At 44.5% G+C, this 20,715-nt stretch carries 21 protein-coding genes and 1 pseudogene; 13 read left to right on the forward strand and 9 right to left on the reverse strand.

What is annotated here, in order from left to right; translation table 11 throughout:
- Positions 1–186 (forward strand): hypothetical protein (locus GRP75_RS29640; RefSeq protein WP_237448974.1); only part of this gene is annotated, 186 nt, incomplete at its 5' end.
- Here the strand turns inward: GRP75_RS29640 and GRP75_RS09255 are convergent.
- Positions 130–1,104, reverse strand: a complete 975-nt coding sequence (locus GRP75_RS09255; protein ID WP_160789144.1) for a ring-cleaving dioxygenase — start codon at positions 1,102–1,104, stop codon at positions 130–132. The genes GRP75_RS29640 and GRP75_RS09255 overlap by 57 nt on opposite strands.
- A gap of 239 nt (positions 1,105–1,343) precedes the next feature.
- On the opposite strand from GRP75_RS09255, the gene GRP75_RS09260 reads away from it, so the two are divergent.
- A complete protein-coding gene (locus GRP75_RS09260) occupies positions 1,344–1,874 on the forward strand; it encodes a GNAT family N-acetyltransferase (protein WP_160789145.1) in 531 nt (176 codons plus the stop codon).
- A 231-nt stretch (positions 1,875–2,105) separates the two neighbouring features.
- On the opposite strand, the gene GRP75_RS09265 is transcribed toward GRP75_RS09260, so the two are convergent.
- Together GRP75_RS09265 and GRP75_RS09270 are read right to left on the reverse strand one after the other, a co-directional pair.
- On the reverse strand, positions 2,106–3,626 hold the full coding sequence (locus GRP75_RS09265) for a DHA2 family efflux MFS transporter permease subunit (protein ID WP_160789146.1): 1,521 nt from the start codon (positions 3,624–3,626) through the stop codon (positions 2,106–2,108).
- Positions 3,623–3,820, reverse strand: a complete 198-nt coding sequence (locus GRP75_RS09270; protein WP_023990363.1) for a hypothetical protein — start codon at positions 3,818–3,820, stop codon at positions 3,623–3,625. Before GRP75_RS09270 ends, GRP75_RS09265 begins: the two co-directional genes overlap by 4 nt.
- Positions 3,821–3,992: 172 nt before the next feature.
- Between GRP75_RS09270 and GRP75_RS09275 the strand changes: the two genes are divergently transcribed.
- Both GRP75_RS09275 and GRP75_RS09280 read left to right on the forward strand, forming a co-directional pair.
- Positions 3,993–4,460, forward strand: a complete 468-nt coding sequence (locus GRP75_RS09275; RefSeq protein WP_023990362.1) for an Lrp/AsnC family transcriptional regulator — start codon at positions 3,993–3,995, stop codon at positions 4,458–4,460.
- A 290-nt stretch (positions 4,461–4,750) separates the two neighbouring features.
- Positions 4,751–5,066: pseudogene (locus GRP75_RS09280) on the forward strand (transposase); the annotation flags it as partial.
- 189 nt (positions 5,067–5,255) lie between these two features.
- On the opposite strand, the gene GRP75_RS09285 reads toward GRP75_RS09280, so the two are convergent.
- From GRP75_RS09285 to GRP75_RS09300, 4 genes are all read right to left on the reverse strand, one after another.
- Positions 5,256–7,799: an ABC transporter permease gene (locus tag GRP75_RS09285; protein ID WP_160789147.1), complete on the reverse strand. Its 2,544-nt coding sequence runs from the start codon at positions 7,797–7,799 to the stop codon at positions 5,256–5,258.
- Positions 7,796–8,473, reverse strand: coding sequence for an ABC transporter ATP-binding protein (locus GRP75_RS09290; protein ID WP_160789148.1), 678 nt, complete (start codon positions 8,471–8,473; stop codon positions 7,796–7,798). Before GRP75_RS09290 ends, GRP75_RS09285 begins: the two co-directional genes overlap by 4 nt.
- Before the next feature lie 108 nt (positions 8,474–8,581).
- Positions 8,582–9,499, reverse strand: coding sequence for a sensor histidine kinase (locus tag GRP75_RS09295; RefSeq protein WP_160789157.1), 918 nt, complete (start codon positions 9,497–9,499; stop codon positions 8,582–8,584).
- Positions 9,496–10,173, reverse strand: coding sequence for a response regulator transcription factor (locus GRP75_RS09300; protein ID WP_160789156.1), 678 nt, complete (start codon positions 10,171–10,173; stop codon positions 9,496–9,498). Before GRP75_RS09300 ends, GRP75_RS09295 begins: the two co-directional genes overlap by 4 nt.
- A 328-nt stretch (positions 10,174–10,501) precedes the next feature.
- On the opposite strand from GRP75_RS09300, the gene GRP75_RS09305 reads away from it, so the two are divergent.
- The 7 genes from GRP75_RS09305 to GRP75_RS09335 all read left to right on the forward strand — a co-directional run bounded on the left by GRP75_RS09305 (position 10,502) and on the right by GRP75_RS09335 (position 16,461).
- The gene (locus tag GRP75_RS09305; RefSeq protein ID WP_023990357.1) at positions 10,502–11,455 is read left to right on the forward strand and encodes an ABC transporter permease; all 954 of its coding nucleotides are present in this window, start codon (positions 10,502–10,504) and stop codon (positions 11,453–11,455) included.
- A complete protein-coding gene (locus GRP75_RS09310) occupies positions 11,445–12,395 on the forward strand; it encodes an iron chelate uptake ABC transporter family permease subunit (RefSeq protein ID WP_160789149.1) in 951 nt (316 codons plus the stop codon). The genes GRP75_RS09305 and GRP75_RS09310 overlap by 11 nt, the downstream gene beginning before the upstream one ends.
- On the forward strand, positions 12,389–13,147 hold the full coding sequence (locus GRP75_RS09315; protein WP_160789150.1) for an iron ABC transporter ATP-binding protein: 759 nt from the start codon (positions 12,389–12,391) through the stop codon (positions 13,145–13,147). The genes GRP75_RS09310 and GRP75_RS09315 overlap by 7 nt, the downstream gene beginning before the upstream one ends.
- A 12-nt stretch (positions 13,148–13,159) precedes the next feature.
- Positions 13,160–14,140, forward strand: a complete 981-nt coding sequence (locus GRP75_RS09320; RefSeq protein WP_160789151.1) for a siderophore ABC transporter substrate-binding protein — start codon at positions 13,160–13,162, stop codon at positions 14,138–14,140.
- A gap of 33 nt (positions 14,141–14,173) precedes the next feature.
- Positions 14,174–14,917 (forward strand): alpha/beta hydrolase, encoded by a 744-nt coding sequence (locus tag GRP75_RS09325; protein ID WP_160789152.1) that lies wholly within the window; start codon positions 14,174–14,176, stop codon positions 14,915–14,917.
- A 157-nt stretch (positions 14,918–15,074) separates the two neighbouring features.
- Entirely contained in the window at positions 15,075–15,986 is a 912-nt protein-coding gene (locus GRP75_RS09330; protein WP_160789153.1) for an aldo/keto reductase, read from the forward strand.
- A 148-nt stretch (positions 15,987–16,134) separates the two neighbouring features.
- Complete coding sequence (locus GRP75_RS09335) at positions 16,135–16,461, forward strand: thioredoxin family protein (protein WP_013312008.1); 327 nt, start codon at positions 16,135–16,137, stop codon at positions 16,459–16,461.
- Positions 16,462–16,590: 129 nt separating this feature from the next.
- Here the strand turns inward: GRP75_RS09335 and bacA are convergent, their stop codons facing one another.
- Both bacA and GRP75_RS09345 read right to left on the reverse strand, forming a co-directional pair.
- A complete protein-coding gene (gene bacA, locus GRP75_RS09340; protein WP_160789154.1) occupies positions 16,591–17,388 on the reverse strand; it encodes an undecaprenyl-diphosphate phosphatase in 798 nt (265 codons plus the stop codon).
- 125 nt (positions 17,389–17,513) lie between these two features.
- Positions 17,514–18,884: a hemolysin family protein gene (locus tag GRP75_RS09345; protein WP_028541809.1), complete on the reverse strand. Its 1,371-nt coding sequence runs from the start codon at positions 18,882–18,884 to the stop codon at positions 17,514–17,516.
- 224 nt (positions 18,885–19,108) lie between these two features.
- Here GRP75_RS09345 and GRP75_RS09350 point away from each other — a divergent pair, with 224 nt between their 5' ends.
- Positions 19,109–19,909, forward strand: coding sequence for a DUF1836 domain-containing protein (locus tag GRP75_RS09350; RefSeq protein WP_068938264.1), 801 nt, complete (start codon positions 19,109–19,111; stop codon positions 19,907–19,909).
- Between the two features lie 204 nt (positions 19,910–20,113).
- A partial coding sequence (locus tag GRP75_RS09355; RefSeq protein WP_160789155.1) for a glycosyltransferase family A protein occupies positions 20,114–20,715 on the forward strand: 602 nt, incomplete at its 3' end.

The following is a 20,715-nucleotide window of genomic DNA, read 5'->3' on the forward strand; positions in this document are numbered from 1 at the left end:
GTCAAAGCTGAAAAGCTTGCAGATGAGATCCTTTTTAGAATGAAAATAGAACAGTTGCACGAAAAAAGCCGGGAACCTCTACATGATGTAGAAGTCCCGGCTTTGCGTGATTTTAGAGCAAATATAACTCTATTCATGTTTGGTATTAAGCGGTTTGAGATTGGCTTCAATAGAGGCACGGCGTGATTCCAAAAATGGCGGTAACGCCAGCGATTCACCCAGAAACTCCAGTTCTTCATCCGTATCAAAGCCGGGTCCATCGGTCGCCAATTCAAACAGAATGCCGTTCGGCTCACGGAAATACAAGGAACGGAAGTAAAAGCGATCTACAAAGCCTGAGTTGGAAATTTGCAGCTGCCCAATACGGTCTACCCACTGTTTGAGCTCTTCCTCAGTTTCAACACGGAAGGCTACGTGATGCACACTGCCACGTCCTGGTCGTTCTTGTGGCAGATCGTTACGCTCTTCCAGATGCACTTCAGTTCCTGTACCGCCTTCACCCGTTTCATAGATGACCACATCCGGTTGTCCGGCAACGGGGGAAGGGTAAGAGCCTTTTTTGCGGAAGCCCATAACCTGTTCAAGAATGAGAATGGTATTCTCCGCTTTAGGAATGGTCAGATGAACCGGCCCAAGTCCTACAATGCCGTACTCGGCAGGGACAGGGCTTTTCTCCCAAGGCGTGCCGCCGCGCATTCCGTTATCATGTTCATCTGAAACGAGGAAGAAGCGTTGTCCTTCAAAATCCTCAAACGAAAGCGCCAAGCGTCCTGCTTGATCCGTAATTTCACCATGCTTTACATCCAGCTGCTCGAAGCGGTTTTTCCAGTAATCCAGTGCCTTGTCATTCGGTACCCGTAAGGAGAGCGCTGAAATGCTGTTATTCCCTGTACGAGTTTGTCCAGCATGTGGAATTTCAAAGAATGTGACTTCCGTACCCGCAGTTCCACGCTCATCTCCGTAAAAAAGGTGATACACACTAACATCGTCCTGGTTCACCGTTTTCTTGATCAACCGAAGTCCCAATACCTGAGTATAAAAATCAACATTTTTAGCCGCCGCCGCTGTAATCGCCGAAACGTGATGCAATCCTAATAGTTTCATGTCATTATCCTCCTTGGTTTTTATATGATTAGGTTTTTCTAAACAAAATAAACAGTCGAAAAACTTTTCTTTATATTTATTATCTTGATATTAAGATATATGTTTTTTGATTGTTTGTCAACTTGAATTTGCACTGGCTCCAAAGACGGACAAAAATAGAAATTCGAAATAATGCAAAAGCAGATACAATAAAGCCCAATATAGATAGAATGAATTTTATTTATTAAGGAGTGTGCTCCATGTATACAGATAAGGATTTGACGATTAGGCCTGTTACAGAAGAAGACCTACACGCCCTTTGGACGTTAACTTTTAAGGAAGAAGCACCGGAATGGAAGCAATGGGATGCACCTTATTATGAACATAAACCACTTTCTTTTGATGATTATTTAAAAGAGAAGGAAAAGCGAATCGGACAAGATGACTTTTGGATCATTGAAGTGGAAGGCAAGGTCATTGGGTCAGTGAGCTACTACTGGGAGCATCAGCCTTCTCAATGGCTTGAAATGGGGATAGGTATCTTTGATTCGCAGTATTGGAGCGGTGGTTACGGTACGAGGGCACTCCGACTATGGATCACGCATTTGTTTAATACACTACCTCTAGTGAGAGTGGGCTTTACAACCTGGTCAGGAAACCATCGGATGATGAAGGTGGGGGAGAAGCTGGGCATGACCCTCGAAGCCAGGCTTCGAAAGTGCAGATATTATAATGGAGAGTATTATGATTCGATCCGAATGGGGCTTTTACGGGAAGAGTGGGAACTGTAGTTGTTCATACAAAGTACCTTTCTAAGCATAAAAAGATGACCTCTGAATTGATCAAGGCCACTGAAAAACTGTTGATTTCCGAAAATACAAAGATTTTAGGGGTACAAATATGTCTCCCTGAACGCGAAACGAGCCTTAGAAGCGATTCTAGAGGCTCGTTTTTCTTTGGATATTCTCTTACTCTCAACAATGGGGGACTTTTTCAGTACCTCGATATCCCCGGGATTGTCTTTATGCTCTCTTAGGTCCAAAAATCATAAAACTGATCGCGGCTAGAACCCAGACACCAATACCGCCGTAGAGCATTATCAAGCCAAAGCCGTGCATAAGTGCCGCATGGACGACGGCTCCAGACGCATCCAGGGAGGAGAGTTCTGGCAAACTCTGCCTGAGAGATACAGTATTTCCGGCGGCTACTTTTTCGGCTACAGACCGCAATTGCACTGCACTGAGAGTCCCGGAAAGGGCACTCTTCAAATAAGACAAAATACCTGCCTGCAAGATGAATCCCATCACAGCGATATTGATGGCTAGACTGATCAATCTAGCACTCATATCTATACCGGAAGCCATGCCTGCACGGGCACTTGGAACAGAGCCGGTGGTCGTGTTGGTCACAGGCGTGTTCGTTAAGCCAAGCCCAATACCAGCCAACAAGGAGCCAGGGAGCATGGTCAACCAACTGGCGTGATCGCTGCCGCTGCCATATTTCATCAAAATGAAGCCCATACCGAGGATGAACAGACCTGATGGAATGACTATGCGCGGCTGGTAGCGGAGCGAAAAACGCTCTGCCAGAGGTGGAATTACCAAGGTGGGCAGCGCATAAGCCAAGAGAGACAGCCCGGCGGCTACGATGCCGTAACCCAGGCCACTCTGGAAATAGATCGGCAGATAGATCATGAACGGCCAGAAACTGAAGTTCATGCCAATGGAGCCAAGGAGAGCGCCGGAGAAATTACGTATCTTGAATACGGAAAAGTCAAACATCGGATGGGCGCTGAGCTTTTCCGCAAATAGAAAAATCATAAAACTTATTGCTACTGCAACAAGGATGCTGATGGATGCTCTGCTGGTAAAGCCGAGTTCCGGCCCTTGCGTGATAGAGTATGCAAGGCCAAAAACTGTCAATGAAAGCGTGATGATGCCGATAATGTCCAGCTTTTTCACCTGCGGATCTCTGGACTCTTCTATGCCACCAAAAACAAGAATCAAAGTGAGGATGGTCAACGGAACGTGGACCAGGAAAACCCAATGCCAGTTCAACACGGCCACGATTATGCCGCCGATGATAGGTCCAAAACCGAGGCCGATACCGAACACGATCCCCCATATGCCAAAGGCTTTGCTGCGTTCTTGTCCTTCCTGAAACCGATGTGAAAGAATTGCTATCTGGCAAATCTGCATCGCACCAGCACCCACCCCTTGAAGAAACCGACTGATGATCAGAACCGATGTGCTTTGCGCCAAGCCACAAATCAAGGATGTAATACCGAACAAGACGAGGCTGATAATAAAAATACGCCTCCTTCCATACCGGTCAGCCAGCGTTCCAACAGCCATCAGAACTGTGGCACATGCAATGGTATAAGCGTTCATAATCCATTGCATATCCTTAAGATCGCCATGCAATACTTTCTCCAGAGTTGGCAGTATCACTGGCACACTGGAAATTTCGAGGCCGAACATCAATGCGGACAAACATATAGCAGCCAATGCAATTATATTTTTGCGGGAGAGGGAGAGGCTCACTGAGAGGTCCCCCCAGACTTTTGTTCACGGTCTGGACATCCGGCAGCGCAACTATAATATTGCGCCTCATTAAGCGTAACTCGTATACCAGCACCAACCAGCCTTTTTTCGACAATTGTACGATCAATAGCCTCTTCAATATGTACTTCTAAATCTGCTACTGTTCCTACCTTATTAAAAACGTATTTGCTCAAGGGCAGCCATCCTCTCTATCTTTTCATGTTTGGTTCACCTTATCGATATGAGTTTTATTATATAATCTAAATCATTCATTTTACATAACGCAATCAATCCATTATGATGATTATACAAAGTAATTAAATGAATTTCTCATAAAAACGTTAAATTTAAAGGAGGGAATTCAAAGTGGATCATGTAGACAAACAAATCCTCTTTTATCTTCAAAGTCAGGCGAGAATTTCAATGACAGAGCTAGGGAAATGCGTGGGTTTATCCCAACCTGCTGTAACAGAACGAGTTAAAAGAATGGAAGAAAAAGGGATTATCAAGGGGTATCGCACTATCATCTCTCCTGAAAAAATAGGAAAGGATACGGCAGCCTATATATTGTTTCGGACTAGAGATTGCCATGCATTTCTTGATTTTGTTCATACATCTCCACATGTTGCCGAGTGCCATCGTATAAGCGGAGAACACAGTTATTTATTAAAAGTAGTGACCAGCTCGACGCGCACCCTCGAAGAGTTTAGCAACCAGTGCGATAAGTATGGAACCTACACGAGCCTGCTTGTCATGTCGTCACCGATCGATCATAGACTTCTCATTCATTCTCTGGAAGAAGCAAGTGGAGCTGCTCATTCAGAAAAAGATTAAGGATGAAAAAAAGACAACCCCGGATATCCCGAGGCCACTGAAAAAGTCCTAAACTCTAAAGCGAGACAGTTCCTACATAACAGAGGTTACTGTCTCGCTTTTTCAGTATAATTAAAATATCCAAATAAAGGCGGGTGGTTCCGGTGCTTCCGAAACAGCAAAGCATGGTCCTAAGTCCATATATTGAACTATACAATCTGTTGATTCCCAAAGACCATCTGTTACGGAAGAATGGACGAATTGGTGGACTTTAGCTTTATTTATGAGGAACTGAACGAAACCTATTGTCACGACAAGACGAGTTCGAGTTTAACAAAGATGCGGGAATGTACGTATGTAAAGCTGGACATCTGGCGATCCGCAGAGCGCGTGAAGGCAAAAAAGTATAAAAAGCCATGAGCATTTGAAGAAGTTACGTTTCAAGAAAGCGAAAGCTTTAAAGCCAAGGCCAAAGAACGATACAAAATTGAGGAGAAGAATAGTGAACTGAAGCACAGACACGGGTACGATGTAGCTTCCTCCTCGGGTCTGATAGGTATGGAAATCCAGGGGGCTATGGCGATATTCACTGTCAATTTAAAACGAATATTGAAACTGATGGAGTAAACAAGGGCCACATGAGGCGGAGAGCAAGAGAAAAGACGACGGTTCATTCTGTGAATTCAGAATAAACCGTCGTCTTTTTGATTCGTGTTCTTGTTTTTTTCACGAAAGGCTGGTTTTTCGGTGGCCTCGAATTGATCAGGAGTCATCTTTTTATTATTCACACTGGTATTATGGACTTTCTCGGTAAATCTACTCTGATTCTCGAAGTCGTTCCACAATACTTTGTTTGTCGTTCATAGAATAGACCGCTACTGGAATAAGTATCCCAAGCAATAACAGTAAAGGCAATAAGGCTAGAAGTGGCCAGATTATAAAGTGATAGCTCAAAAGCCATAGCAAGTTGCAAAAAGGTTTCACAATCAAAATAGAAAATAGGACTGCCAATAGAATAGAGGTTAGGCTAGTAGCCCAAACATAATATAACCCTTCATAAATCAGCATTCCCCGCAGTTGTTTTTTAGTCATGCCTATGCTCTGCAGCATAGCAAATTCATTGCGTCGGGTCAGTATGCTGGTTAAAATCGCATTTATAAAATTTAAAATACCAATTAGGCCAATAATCAAGCTAAGCAGGCCGCCGATCATTATAATAGTAGTTTGCATACCTGATAAAGCGTCCCTTGATGTGATTTTGGATTCGTAGTTCATCATCGGTTCGATGGTTTCAGTGTAGCGCTTCAAAAAGTTCTGCATGGACGCTTCCTGAGATGAGGATACATTAAAGGCATAACTCATTACAACGGGCTGTTTTACAAGTGACTTGTATATATCCGCAGGGAGGTAGAAGTTATAGCCAGTATAAAGGCGATTCGAATTGGTAGATTTGATACCCACATGGCCAAGCACTGTAAAATTATGCGTTATATACTCTCTATCCAGTGGAGCATCTGCTGTTCCCACATAACTATGCAGAGTAACGTTTTCTCCCACATTATGATGAATGCTTTCCATGTAAGGCTTGTCGTTGTCGCTCAGTTCGACTCCCTCCAGGATATACTTACCAGAAGCCAGTTTCTTAAGATCAAGCTCACCATCAATCAATTGCAGCCGATGTAGTGGTAAATCTTCCAGTCCATACACTTCTACAAGGAAGTTGCCGCGAGCGTCAGTGTTTTGGGTATCATCTATGATTCCTTTTGTATTCTCAGCAGTGAGAGCTGTTAGATCACCGTACAATCGGCCGCCTTCTTCAAAGCCCGGTTGTGCCTGTACAGCCTTAATAAAACTTTCAGTGGTCTCATTTTCATGGCCGCTGAAACTACTGGGAACCTGGAAATATTCAGCATGAGCAATGAGAAAATCGGTATCATTAAATTTGGATAAAAATTTATCCATATCAAAGCTCTGAGATAGTGTGAATACTGTATTCAGAAGAACCAAACTTAAAGAAAGACTCATAACCACTAAAACGGTGCGTTTTTTATTGCGTCCCAAATTGGAACGAGCCATGAGGTGGATTTTTGCACCTCCGGTTGATTTTTTCAGCTTACCATTGCTCTTATTTACTCCACCTGTATATCTGACTGCTTCTACCGGCGATACGGATGACGCAACTCTGCCGGGTTTGAAAGTGCTAATCATTACAGTAATGAGAGCGAACAGAGCAGATCCGACAAAAATCCATGGGTTAGGGGATACCGATATCTCGGTACCGTTATATACACTCATATTTATAATAAAAGGCACGAGCGATTTACCGATAAAAAAACCTGCTATTAATCCTACCGGGGTTCCTAACACTGATAGAATCAGCGCCTGTCTACGAATAATTCTGCGAATTTGTTTACCGCTTGTGCCGATCGTCTTTAAAAGACCATAAAAACGAATATCTCGCATTACCGATATTTGAAAAATGTTATAGATGATCAAATAACCGGTAAACATGATCAGTAACAAGGCAGAAGTTAACGCTATGATTGTCTCTGTATCCATACTGAAATTGGTCGAGATGTATGACCAATTTACATTATTCGCGATATAGTTCGGTGCATCTTCGTCAAGCGAATACCCGCTTTCGGTAATCACTTTACTGAGCTTTCCCCGCAAATCAAGGCTATTGTCGAACATCATATATGCACTAATGGTTCCTGTATAGAAGTGATCCTTTTTATAGTTGCTTTGTAATTCCTGAGCATGAGCATCGACATAGGCTTTAGAAGCGAATATTTGTCCTACGTTAACCACAGGATCGCTTTTCCACCAGCCGGATAGGATAAAATTACGCTGTACTTTTTTACCTCGTATGTCAAGCTTTAGCCTCAAAGGTGCTCCAACCTCCAGTGGAACACCCAATAGCTGCAACGTCTTGGAGTCTGCGATTACTTCATTTTCCACCGTAGGCTTACGCCCCTCTTTAAGCTCAATAAAACCAAGCTTCATCCCTACATCGTCGTAATACCAGAACTCCGTATGGCGTTTTAGAAATTTATCGTTCATAACTCGATCGCTTAATATACGGTTATAAGCTATTTCCTTGATCAATGGATGATTCTTGACATGATTAAATTCGTCATCCGTTATATACTTAAGTACGGCATGTCCATCTCCACCGACCTGTCGCATGGTCGCCCGTTGTAAGTTTTCCACAGCGCCAATCCCCATAGTGAACAGTGTTGTAAATAGCAATGAGGTTAGTGCTATGGCAACAATGGCAATAATGTCACGGGTTTTGTTCACTTTGAAACTCTTATCAGCCAGATTGCGGATTACTTTTTTGTTCTTTACCTTGATCATTTACCTTCACCGCCAACTATTTTACCGTCTTCAATTCGGATGATCCGGTCTGCCATTTGCGCAATTTCCTCGTTGTGGGTAATCATCACTATAGTTTGGTGGAACTGCTGGCTGGATACTTTGATCAACCCCATCACATCCAGACTGGTTTTACTGTCCAGGTTTCCGGTGGGTTCATCTGCTAAGACAATTGCGGGCTTGGCTGCCAGTGCTCTGGCAATGGCTACACGTTGCTGTTGTCCACCGGAAAGATTGTTTGGCAGATTATTCATTTTGTGGTCAAGGCCCAAGGTATGTACAATTTTATCTATGTAAGTTTCGTCCGGTTCTTTACCGTCCAGTTCAATGGGCAGTACAATATTTTCGTAGACATTCAAGACAGGCACCAGGTTGTAATTTTGAAAAACGAACCCAATCTTTCGTCTGCGAAAAATGGTCAATTCTTCGTCTTTCAATGAAAAAATATCTTTGCCGTCAATCGTAACGCTTCCGCTTGTCGGACGATCAAGTCCACCCAGCATATGAAGAAGAGTAGATTTGCCGCTCCCGGACGTACCGACAATGGCGACAAATTCACCGCTTTCCACCTCCAGATTCACGCCGTCTAAGGCATGAACAGCAGTATCCCCATTACCATAATGTTTTTTTAGTGCCTGAGTTTTTAATAGAGCCATATACGTTCTCCTCCACAAAAAAATGTCTGGATCGTAGTCATCTACAGTACAGACATTAACACACTAATCTTTCTACAATCTTTCTGAAATCTAACAATATTGAAAGAATTAAGTATCCATAGAAAGAAAAATCGAGAAGGTGGAGCCACTGCCGTAGCGTGATCGTACCTTGATGTACCCCCCCTCCGCAGCGATGATTTCCCTAGCTAAAAACAGTCCAATCCCGACACCCTCCTGCGAGTTAACAGTGGGGGAGCGATAGAAGCGGGTAAAGATTTTACCTTGTTCTTCTTCTGCAATGCCTATGCCGCTATCGGTAATATCAATTCGGCAAAACAAATCGTATGCCATTACTTTTATATTCATGCTTCCGCCTGTCTCTGTATATTTTATGGCGTTATCCATAATGTTATAGACAGCTTCACTCGTCCACTTTAGGTCAAAATAAGCATGGATAACTGTGTCCTCCATAACAACTGAAATCCCTTTGGCATCTGCTTTTGGCATCATTTGCCCTAGTGCAGCATTAAGGAGCTTTTGAACAGATTCCCGCCTTGGCGACACCGTGATAATCCCCGTTTCAAGCCGCGAAGTTTTCACTAATGCATGGATCAGGAAGTTAAGCTTTTCAGCCTGTGCAGATAGAGCTTTCACACAAGTGGAGGTATCCTGTGATAGTTCGTATTCGCTAAGTAGTTGGGAATAAAGCAGGATGTTGGCCAACGGTGTTTTCGTTTGGTGTGAAATATCGGAAATCAGCTCATTTATTTTATTCTTTTCAGCAAGCAGATTTTTGGAGGACACGGAACAAATGGAAAGAAATCTCACAAATTTAGCTTCTATTGAAGAAAGAACGGATTCATCAAAGACATCCTCCGAGAAGCTGCCATTTAGCGCAGCATCCAGCATGTTCTCAATGGTTTTCATTGTTTTTTGGATGCTCCTGCGATACAGCATAATAGCACACACAGCAGTGCATACAGCAGCGACGGCAATTCCAATACATATATATAGGAGTGTTGTCATTTCAACGCCCATGTGTAGCCCAGCCCGTAAACCGTTTTAATATATTGTGGGGAAGAAGGATGATCCTCGAGCTTGTCACGTAGCCTTTTTATCGTAACTGACAAGGCATTTTCACCTACATATTCAGCCCCGTCAGTCCAGATGCTGTCTATCAAATGATCACGCGAAACAGTATTTCCTCGATTGTTGATTAGGATGCGCAACAATTTTTGCTCCGTTTTACTTAGTTCAATAGGTGTACCATTCTTAATAAATTCCATTCTCTCGAATGAAAAAGAAAAATTGTCTAGCTGAATGGAGTCTGCAAGCGAGTATCTGGATTTCTTTAGCTGAACGCCAACTCTTGCTCTCAGTACCATAAGACTGAAAGGCTTAGTTATATAATCGTCAGCACCCAGCTCAAAACCAGTGACGACATCTGTTTCCATATCATTCGCAGTCAGAACGATGACTGGTAAAGTTGTTCTTTTTCGTATATGGGTTAACAGATCGAGTCCACTTCCATCCGGCAAATTTACATCAAGAATCACTAGGTCAAAGGCGGTAACGTTCAATTGTTCTTTTGCAGTAGCTATGTCATACATTTGCGTAAATACGTTGTTAGGTTCTTTAAGGGCAAGAACAATACCGTTACTCAAGGCGATATCGTCCTCGATGATTAATATGTGATTCATCATTCTCCTCCTATTTTTTTACTAACCAAAGTTAATGAACTCGGTTTCCAGAACTGCTCACCATAAACATAAAAAAGGGCTCCCAAACTCTCTATTTCCAGTTTACCGGATTTTACTCTTATTTGCTTCTTGGGTTGTCCAGGTGGAGTGTGGAGAAAGTTCTCTGCAGCTTTTTTGTCCTGCTTTAAAACCTCATCACATTGACAGATACGGTATGACTGATATAATTTATGCTAGTTGATTTTGATAATCATTATCATTATTGGAGGGGAGGACAGGGCTGAAGCTTGGTACAGGTTGTTGGAGAACAGGCTCCCTTGGTTAGAACATGAAATTGCGTTATTTAATACTGGCTTTTCTGGTACTGGCCTTCGCCTCGGTTTTTATCGGTGTTCATGATGTAACTCCACTTGATGTGTTTCACTTAACCAACGATCAGGCGCAGGTACTCCTGATTAGCAGATTCCCACGATTGATCAGTATCATTATCGCAGGGGCGAGTATGAGTATCTGCGGGCTCATTATGCAGCAGCTTACCCGGAACCGATTTGTATCTCCCACCACTGCAGGGACGATGGATGCGGCACGATTGGGTGTGCTGATGGCTATTATGGTGTTTGGAGCAGCAGGATTTTGGACGAAGATGCTGACGGCTTTCGGATTTGCTCTAGGGGGAACACTGATTTTCATGAAAATACTGGATAAAATCCGTTTCAAGGACCCGGTATTTATCCCGCTTGTCGGTTTGATGTTTGGAGGCATTTTAAATTCGGTAACGACCTTTTTTGCTTACAAATACAATCTGATCCAGGGCATTTCTTCGTGGATGCAGGGAGACTTTTCTCTAATCATGAGTGGTCGCTACGAGATGCTATATCTTAGTATTCCTTTGGTTGCGTTGGCGTACATATATGCGAATCGTTTTACAATTGCAGGCATGGGTGAGGATTTTGCGGCCAACTTGGGTGTACATTACAAGCGCACCGTCAATGTCGGTTTGGTGATCGTGGCTTTGGTTTCTTCTGTTGTCATCTTAACGGTCGGAACGATTCCCTTTTTGGGGCTGGTTGTACCCAATCTGGTCAGCATGTATATGGGGGATAATCTGAAAAAAAGCCTGGCCCATACAGCGATCTTGGGCGCCGTCTTTGTGCTGTTTTGCGATATTTTGGGACGGGTGATCATTTATCCGTATGAAATTTCTGTAGGGCTTACGGTTGGTGTGATCGGGAGCGCGTTGTTTTTGTATTTGCTGCTGAGGAGAAGGGCTTATGAATCCTAAATTAAAAATCGGAATAATAGCCGCTGCCGCGCTTGTGTTGATTGCTGCTTTCGTGTTTATAGATCTTCCGCATACCTGGCATTACGCGCTGCCACGACGATTGAAAAAGATCGCAGCCTTCATTCTGACAGGTGGCTCCATTGCTTTTGCAACAGTTATTTTCCAGACGGTTACGAATAATAAGATTTTGACTCCGGGTATTATTGGTCTGGATTCACTGTATATGCTGATTCAGACGACGATTATTTTTGCATTTGGTTCCGTACCCTTCATTTCGACCAGCAAAGAATTGAACTTTTTGCTGTCGGTGGGGCTGATGATGCTTTTCGCAGGACTGCTATACAAATTAATTTTCCGCAAAGATGGACGCGGGATTTATGTACTTTTGCTGATTGGTCTGGTGTTCGGCACACTATTCAACAGTCTGTCTACCTTTATGGAGGTACTGATTGATCCGAACGAATTTGCGAAAATTCAGGACAAGAGCTTTGCTAGCTTCAGCAACGTAAATACCGAGCTGTTGTGGCTTTCTGTATTCATTCTTGTGCTCGTATTCGCTTATGCGTGGAGATTCATCAAGTATCTGGACGTGCTGTCGCTCGGACGAGAGCATGCGATTAACCTGGGTCTTCCTTATGGTTTTATCATTAAAAGGCTGCTGGTAATCGTAGCGATTCTTATTTCCATTTCTACAGCGCTTGTCGGGCCGATTACGTTTCTCGGATTAATTGTGGCCAATGTGGCTTATCAGGTGATGAAAACCTATCAGCATCGTTATATTATTCCGGCCTCTATTTGTGTCAGTGTCATTGCGTTGGCAGGATGCCAACTGCTGGCAGAAAGAGTATTCGACTTATCGACAACGGTCAGCGTCATTATTAACTTTATCGGGGGGGTGTACTTCCTGTACCTTTTGCTACGGGAGAATAAATCATGGTAGAAGTCAAAAACGTATTCAAACGCTATGGGAATAAAAATGTGGTGGATCAGGTATCCGTCACTGTACCTAAAGGCACCATTACCTCCTTTATTGGACCTAATGGCGCTGGAAAAAGCACCTTGTTGTCGATGATTAGTCGCCTGACTGACAGTGATGAGGGAGAAATCCTCATCGACGGGCAGGCCGTGAGCCTGACAAAAAGTGAGGAGCTAGCCCGGAAGATATCTATTTTAAAACAGACGAACGATGTCAATATTCGCTTAACCGTGAAGGAGCTGGTTAGCTTCGGCCGTTTTCCGTATTCCAAGGGCAGATTGAACAGCGAGGATCGCAAAATGGTGGAGCAGTCTATGGCCTACATGGGACTGGAGGATATGAAAGATAAGCATATTGATTTGCTTAGTGGGGGACAGCGACAGCGGGCTTTTATTGCCATGATTCTGGCTCAGGACACAGAATACATCCTGTTGGATGAGCCGCTGAACAATCTGGATATGAAGCATTCGGTTCAGATTATGAAGACGCTGCGCGGTTTGGTGGATGATCTCGGCAAAACGATTCTGGTCGTGCTGCACGACATTAATTTTGCCTCCTGCTATTCAGACTATATTGTAGGGATGAAGGATGGCAGGTTGCTAAAACAAGGAACGGCTGACGAGATGATTGATTGTCAGGTATTAAAGGACTTGTACGACATGGATATTCCGATTCAACAGATCGGTGACCATAAAATTTGCGTTTATTTCACTTAGGGGGAATGTTAAATGAAGAAAAATATGATGTTTTTAACGCTGATGCTTGCGTTGGTACTGATTGTGTCAGCCTGTGGCAAAGCAGCTCCGGCAACACAGGAAGCGACTGAAAACGGCTCCTCTGCTGCAACAACGGAATCCAAAACCATCTCGGTCAAACACGCACTGGATGAAAAACCAGTCCAAGTCAAAGTTAATCCCAAAAATGTCGTTGTCTTTGATTTTGGTTCATTGGATACGTTGGATAAGCTGGGAGTTGACGTTGCGGCAGTAGCGCAGCAGGATCTTCCTACGTATTTGAGCAAATATAAAGATTCCAAATATGCAAGCGCAGGCACGCTGTTTGAACCGGATTACGAGAAAATCAGTGATCTGTCTCCTGAACTCATCATCATCGGCGGCAGACAAGCTGATGCATATAAAGAGTTGAGTAAAATTGCACCGACCATTTCGATGGCTGTAGACACCAAGGATTATATCAATTCCTTTAAGAAAAACGTTGAAACATTGGGTCAAATCTTCGACAAAGAGGATGTTGCCAAGCAGGAACTGGCTGCGATTGATAGCTCCATCAAGGCCGTACATGACAAGGCTGTAGCGAGCAAAGCTAAAGGACTGATCGTGCTGACGAATGAAGGAAGCCTGAGCGCATATGGTTCACAATCCCGCTTCGGTATCATTCATGATGCTTTTGGCGTAACCCCTGTAGATCCGGGCATTAAAGTATCCACGCATGGACAAAAGGTTTCTTTTGAATATGTACAGCAAAAAAATCCGGATTATATTTTTGTTGTTGACCGTGGGGCTGTGGTGGTCGAGGAAGGCAAGGAACAGGTTACAGGTAAACAAACCATTGAGAATGAACTGGTGAAGAAAACCAATGCATTTAAAAACGGTCATATTGTATACCTTGATCCTAACTACTGGTACCTGTCAGGTAATGGTCTGGAATCCGTATCTGAAATGATCAAGGAAATGGATGCTGCACTGTAATGAATACATTCACATCATGGGGGACTGTGTAGGATGAAAGGTCATGTAGATGAAATTCCATTAGATGGGTACCTTGTGCACGTCTATACACCTCCCGTCTCCGTGAGTCATAATGAGCTGTATCCTGTGCTGTATGTGCAGGATGGCAGCTCTTTATTTCTAAGCGGGTTGGATGAGCTGGAAAGAGGTTTTTCTACGGGAGAACTGCCCCGTGTGGTGCTGGTAGGTATTCAGCCCGTAAATCGACTGGATGATTATACGCCTTGGAAGGCAGCTGCTTTAGTAGAAGGAAGACCTGCTTTTGGCGGTGGTGGAGATGCCTATCTGGCGTTTGTGGTTACAAAAGTAATGCCGTATGTCGAGGGGAGATATCCGGTACAAACCGGACCGGAGCATACGGGGATCATTGGCGCCTCATTGGGCGGATTAATTTCCATGTATGCCGTATTCAAGTATAAGGATGTATTCGGACGCATCGGTTCGATCTCGGGCTCGTATTGGTATCCCGGTATGATTGGTTATATGCAATCTGCATCTTGTGCAACTGTGATGGATGGGACACATCGCTTGTATATATCTGTCGGGACCCGTGAAGGTGAAGGGAAGACGAATGTACAAAAAGATATGGTTCCACTGACCCTCCAGGCACACCAGGTGCTGCGGACACAGGGACTGGATGCAAAAGATGTGCTTCTTGAGTTGGATCAGGATGCGGTGCATCGTGTGGATTGTTTTCAGCGTCAATTTCCTAAGGCCGTCCAATGGCTGTTCGGATAGCATGAATGGAATACGAATTTCATACAACAACCTCAAAGAATTGGAGAGCGTGGAGTCTCCATGTCTTTGGGGTTGTTTTTTTTGTATATTTTTTTCGTATAATAAAGGAATATTAAAAATTTAAAGTTATACGTTGTTGGAAGTGAGGGGAGCATAAATGAAAAAAAACCGCCTGGGATCTTCAGATTTGCTGGTAGGTGAGATTGGTTTGGGATGTATGTCGGTCGGTACGGAGGAGCAGCAAGGTGTTTACTTGATTCATGAAGCGCTAGACAGGGGCGTAAACCTGTTGGATACAGCCGATTTGTACCAGCACGGGCGCAATGAAGAAATTGTGGGGACAGCAATCCGTGGACGGCGGCAGGAGGTCATCCTGGCGACCAAGGTCGGCAATCGGCGTATACCGGGACAGGAGGGCTGGGGATGGGATCCGTCCAAGGAATATATCCTGTCTGCTGTTAAAGAGAGCCTGCGCCGCCTTGGAACGGACTACATCGACCTGTATCAGCTGCACGGAGGGACGATTGACGATCCGATTGACGAAACCGTAGAGGCTTTTGAGCAACTACAGCGGGAGGGCGTTATTCGTTACTATGGTATTTCCTCCATTCGCCCTCATGTCATCCGTGAATATGTTGAACGTTCGAATATCGTTAGTGTTATGAATCAGTATAGTTTACTGGATCGGCGTGCAGAGGAAGAGGTACTGTCTTTGCTTCAGGAGCGGGGAATTAGCGTGATTGCACGTGGGCCAGTGGCCAGTGGTGTATTGGCTGAAGAGGGGGAAGGGAAGATAGCCAAGGGATATCTGGATTACAATGAAGCAGAGCTGCTGGACGTGCGTAAGCAATTAAAGGCATTTGCAGGGGCGGACCGTAGTATGGGTCAGACAGCGATCCGTTATAGCCTGTCTCATCCGACTGTCGCTGCTGTGATCCCGGGTGCAAGCTCTTTGGGACAATTGGAGCATAATATTTCTGCTGCGGATATTGCACCGCTAACCAGGCAAGAGCGGCAGACGCTACAGCAAATCAGCCGAGCCAATCGGTATGATGCGCAATATCGCTAATCCGAGCAAGTATAGGACAAGTGTCAAACATGTACCCGTCCCAGTTGCAATTTATAAAAGAATCATTACAATATAGGAATAAGCCTCGGTTTATAATTCATATGTGAATATGGAGACGTTATAAATACACTCTAGGAGGGACCAACGAATGGAACGCATCGAATCTCAGCAGCAATATCAGGATTTAATTAATGGTGACGGTCTGACTGTCGTGAAATTTGATACAACCTGGTGTCCGGATTGCAAGACACTGGATAAATTTATGGACGGCATTATTGAAGAAAACGCAGATAAGCGTTTCTTTGCGCTTGATGCGGAGAAATTCCAGCCGATTGCCGAAGAAAATCAAGTGCGCGGCATTCCGAGTCTGCTCGTGTTCCGTAATGGAGAAAAAATTGCTCATTTGCACAGCAAATACGCTAAAACGCCAGCTCAAATCTCGGAATATTTGACTACGCTGGAATCCAAACAATAATCAGAACGCATGATAGGGATAGTTCCAGACTATCTTTCCTTTCAGCAAAATAGTAAAAGGGATATCCAAGGCTGATCATTCAGACCCTATGGATATCCCTTTTTTTATTTATTGGTACCAAACGATGGCTTATAAAATAATGAAAAAGAACACAGCCGCCAGCACGAAGCGGTAAATGGCGAACGTAGTCAGGCTCAAGCGTTTGAGCAGACCGAGGAATGTTTTGATCGCCAGCATCCCGACGATAAAGGCAGTAATAAAGCCGGCCGCGAACACTGGGAAATCACTCATAGACAGATGATCCATACTTTTGATCATATCAATACCCGATGCACCCAGCATGACCGGAACCGATACGAGGAATGTAAATTCCGCGGCTGCCGTATGGCTTACACGTGCGAATAGGCCCCCAGACATGGTTGAGCCTGAACGGGAGAAGCCTGGCCACAGAGCTAGGACTTGGAACACACCGATCGTAAAAGCCTGTTTGTACGTGATCTCATCCAACGTATGTGATCTAATGGGCGGATGGAATTTCTCAGCCGCAATCATCAACAGGCCTCCGATGACCAAACTGTAGAGAACCGTTTCAGGACCAAACAGGTATTGCTTGATTACATCACGGAACAGTACGCCAATCAAGCCTGCAGGGATCATGGCTAAAATAATATGTAACAGGTTTAGACGTGGCTGACTCGAGATTTTGCGTCTGAAATCAAACAGGCTCAGGAATCTGCGCCAGTATAATACGACGACTGCCAGCACAGCACCTAATTGTACGATAACCTCAAACGTTTTGACCGTATCATTCTCTGTGTTTAATCCTAGAAGATCAGCCGTAAGGATCATGTGACCCGTCGAAGAGACCGGCAAAAACTCTGTCAGTCCTTCAATAATTCCCATAATAATAGAAGATAAAATATCCACTTTACTAGCTCCTCCTTACACGCGTGCAGGGCAAACGACCTAAGCCGTTTGCCCTGGGAATATGTCATTTCAGTAGGAGTGAACACAAGTGTCAAGTGCAAAGATAAACGCTCAGGTCACACGGTTCACTCCCGGGAAGAAGTGTCCGATTCTGCTTCCAATTCAGATGCGGGGGATGTGTGGTGTAAAATAATCTCCACCCGACGAATACGATTTTTACCCATTTCACGAATGATAAATTTCACATTCTCTTCTATGAATTCCTTGCCCTGTCTAGGTTCCGGAACCCGGCTATACACCCACCCTCCGACAGTATCCACGTCTTCATCGTCCAATGTCAAGCCCGTCAGATCACTCAGATCGGAAAGCATCACTTTACCATCCATCAAATAACTGTTCTCCGTCAGTTTCTCGATTTCCTTCCGTTCATCCTTATCAAATTCGTCCCGAATTTCGCCAACAATCTCCTCCAAAATGTCCTCAATGGTAATGAGGCCGGAGGTTCCACCGTATTCATCGACCAGGAGAGCGATATGAACCTGCTCCTTCTGCATACGTTTCAGCAGTGTGTTGACGGGGATAACTTCCGGAACGGTCAAGATCGGTTGAATCAGACTGTCGAAAACAAGCTCTGGATTGCGATCATACTCAAGGAATAGCTGTTTGGTATTAATCATACCAATGATCTGATCCTTGCTGTCTGTCGCCACCGGAAAACGGGTATACTGCTCTTCGTGAATAGTCAGCATGTTTTCTTGTAGCGAGCGATTCGTAAACAAGCATACCATATCTGTACGTGGTACCATAATTTCTTTGGCAACGGTCTCGTCAAAAGCAAAGATACGATTTACGTAGCCATATTCGGTGTTATTGATCTTACCACTTTCCACGCTTTCGGACAAAATGATCTGAATTTCTTCCTGAGAGTGCGCTTCTTCATGCTCACTAGCCGGTTGAAGACCAAACAGACGAACCAGACGATTGGCCGAGCCGTTAAGGAGCCAAATAAACGGATACATAATCCGATTAAACCACACGATGACTGGGGAGGTTAACAGACTGACAGCTTCCGCTTTGCGGATCGCCAATGTTTTGGGAGCCAGTTCGCCGATCACCACGTGCAGGTAAGTTACAATGACGAATGAAATAATAAAGGCCAGGATATGTGAAAAATCCCCATTGATGTTGAGCTGTTGAAAGAGAGGCTCCAGCAATTTGACTACGGTCGGTTCACCGAGCCAGCCGAGTCCCAACGCTGTAATCGTAATACCAAGCTGACAGGCGGACAGGTAGCCGTCCAGATTATTGACGACTTTTTGTAGCGCCAGTGCGTTTTTACGGTTCTCCACGACCAGCTGATCGACCCGGCTGGAACGGATTTTAATAATCGCAAACTCGGTAGCCACGAAAAAAGCACTAAATAAAATCAACACCGCAAACAAAAATAGACTGACACCTATACCCATATAATTTTCACTCATCCCTTTTTCGTTCAATTTTTTAAGGAACTCCATTTTAAGTTCACTTGAACTTATTTTAAGAACTTAAAAGGAAATATACAAGGTTCATATGGAATCATAGCAGGTCACCTACCTCCAATTTACACGGAAAATAAGGCATAATAGAACCCGCACGGCTCATTGCTTCACTTTACAAGCCTAGTTTGAGGGCGTATGATGAGTTCAAATGAACTTGAAATGTAATAAAGGGAGGAAAGCAGATGGAGTCTTTTACCCTTACTCGTCGTGATATGGCCCATTTGCTGCTGGCCATGGAAGGTCGCCGCGAATTGCAGCCTTTGGCCGTTCTACAGGACGCCTGGAGGCGCACTCATAGCCATCTCGCCCGTTCCGGGAGCACGATGCCGACATTTTTATACACCGACGTGACACCTGTGCTAGATAAAATCATCAAGGGTAAGCACAGCGCAGCCTTTTCGCTGCAGGAGATCGTTTCCCTGGGTCAACTGGTCGAATACAGCCATGTCTCACTGGCATCTATGCAAAATTGGGTCAAACGCGACTTCAAGGAATTTCTCGGCGCTCCGAAGATCGGCAAAAAGTACTCGGTCAACCAGGCAGCTATATTGCTCATTGTGGAAGATTTAAAATCATGTCTTGATTTTGAATCCATTCGTCAGCTATTTCATATCCTGTTCCAACAACCCGAAGATGATACGGACGATCTGATTCAGCCGGTCGATTTGTACGCCGCCTATTCAACTTTGTTTGAGGAGCTGGATGCGAACGGAGACCAACTGCTCGATGTTGCTGGAGCAGGCTATGCAAAGGACAACGGAAATTCCGTTACAGGACAGCAGCGCCAGGAAGCTGCGACAGAGGAGCTGCTGGTTCAGGCGGCCGATCAATACACCAGCCGTTTACAGCATTTGACCCCTAACCAGTGTGAAGCAGTGCGTAATACTTTGCTGGTGGCAGCGGTAGCGGTGCAAAATAGTTATTTTTTGTCCATGGCACGTCGGTATGTGAATGCGACGTTGTTTCTGGACTTCCAGGGGTAAATCAGGATTGGCACTAGAAGCCAATCCTATTTTTTTGCTCTTTTTAGAGGATTGTCTACCCTTTTGGAGACTGAAAAAGTATACAAAAGAGGTATATACACTAAAACGCTGTCAAAGATACAATAAACATATATAATCCAGCAATTGGAAAAACTTAGAATATCTCTTCCAAAGCATCTGGATACACACACAGGAGGTAATGGCATGTCCGATGTCTCCATCATCATTTGTACCCGCAACCGGATCGAAGACCTGACACGCTGTATACAATCTATTGCAGTACAGCAGCAATTGGAGCATACGGCTGTAGAACTGCTGATTGTTGATGACGGCGATATTTCCGACCAACAGATCGAGCAGTACCGTCACATGGTATCCGGATTGCCTCAAAGCGTTTTGAAATATTATAAAAAAAGTCGTCCCGGCGTTTGGTTGTCCCGCTATGAGGCCTTGTCTCTTGTGCGGTATGATATTGTGCTGTATTTTGACGATGATGCAGAACTGGACGATAAACTCTATATCCGGCGCTTGCTCGATACCTATGATCAGGATGAAACGATTGTGGGTGTTGGAGGGATTGCAAAGGGATTACATTCGAGCCGGGCAGGAAAGCTGCTGGGCGTTTTGACATTTCAGATGTCTTCATCCCTCGGCAAGCTCTCGCCTAGTAGTCTGGCAGGTTCTTTGCTGCGTTGGGGCGAAGCGACTGAGGTTTTCGATACAGAATTTTTCCATGGCTGCAATATGTCATTTCGGAGGGATGCGCTTCGGGACATGAAGCCGTATCCGTGGATGACCAGTTATGC

This window comes from Paenibacillus sp. OT2-17 (assembly GCF_009827695.1).
In the GTDB taxonomy this organism is placed as follows: Bacteria; Bacillota; Bacilli; order Paenibacillales; family Paenibacillaceae; genus Paenibacillus; species Paenibacillus polymyxa_B.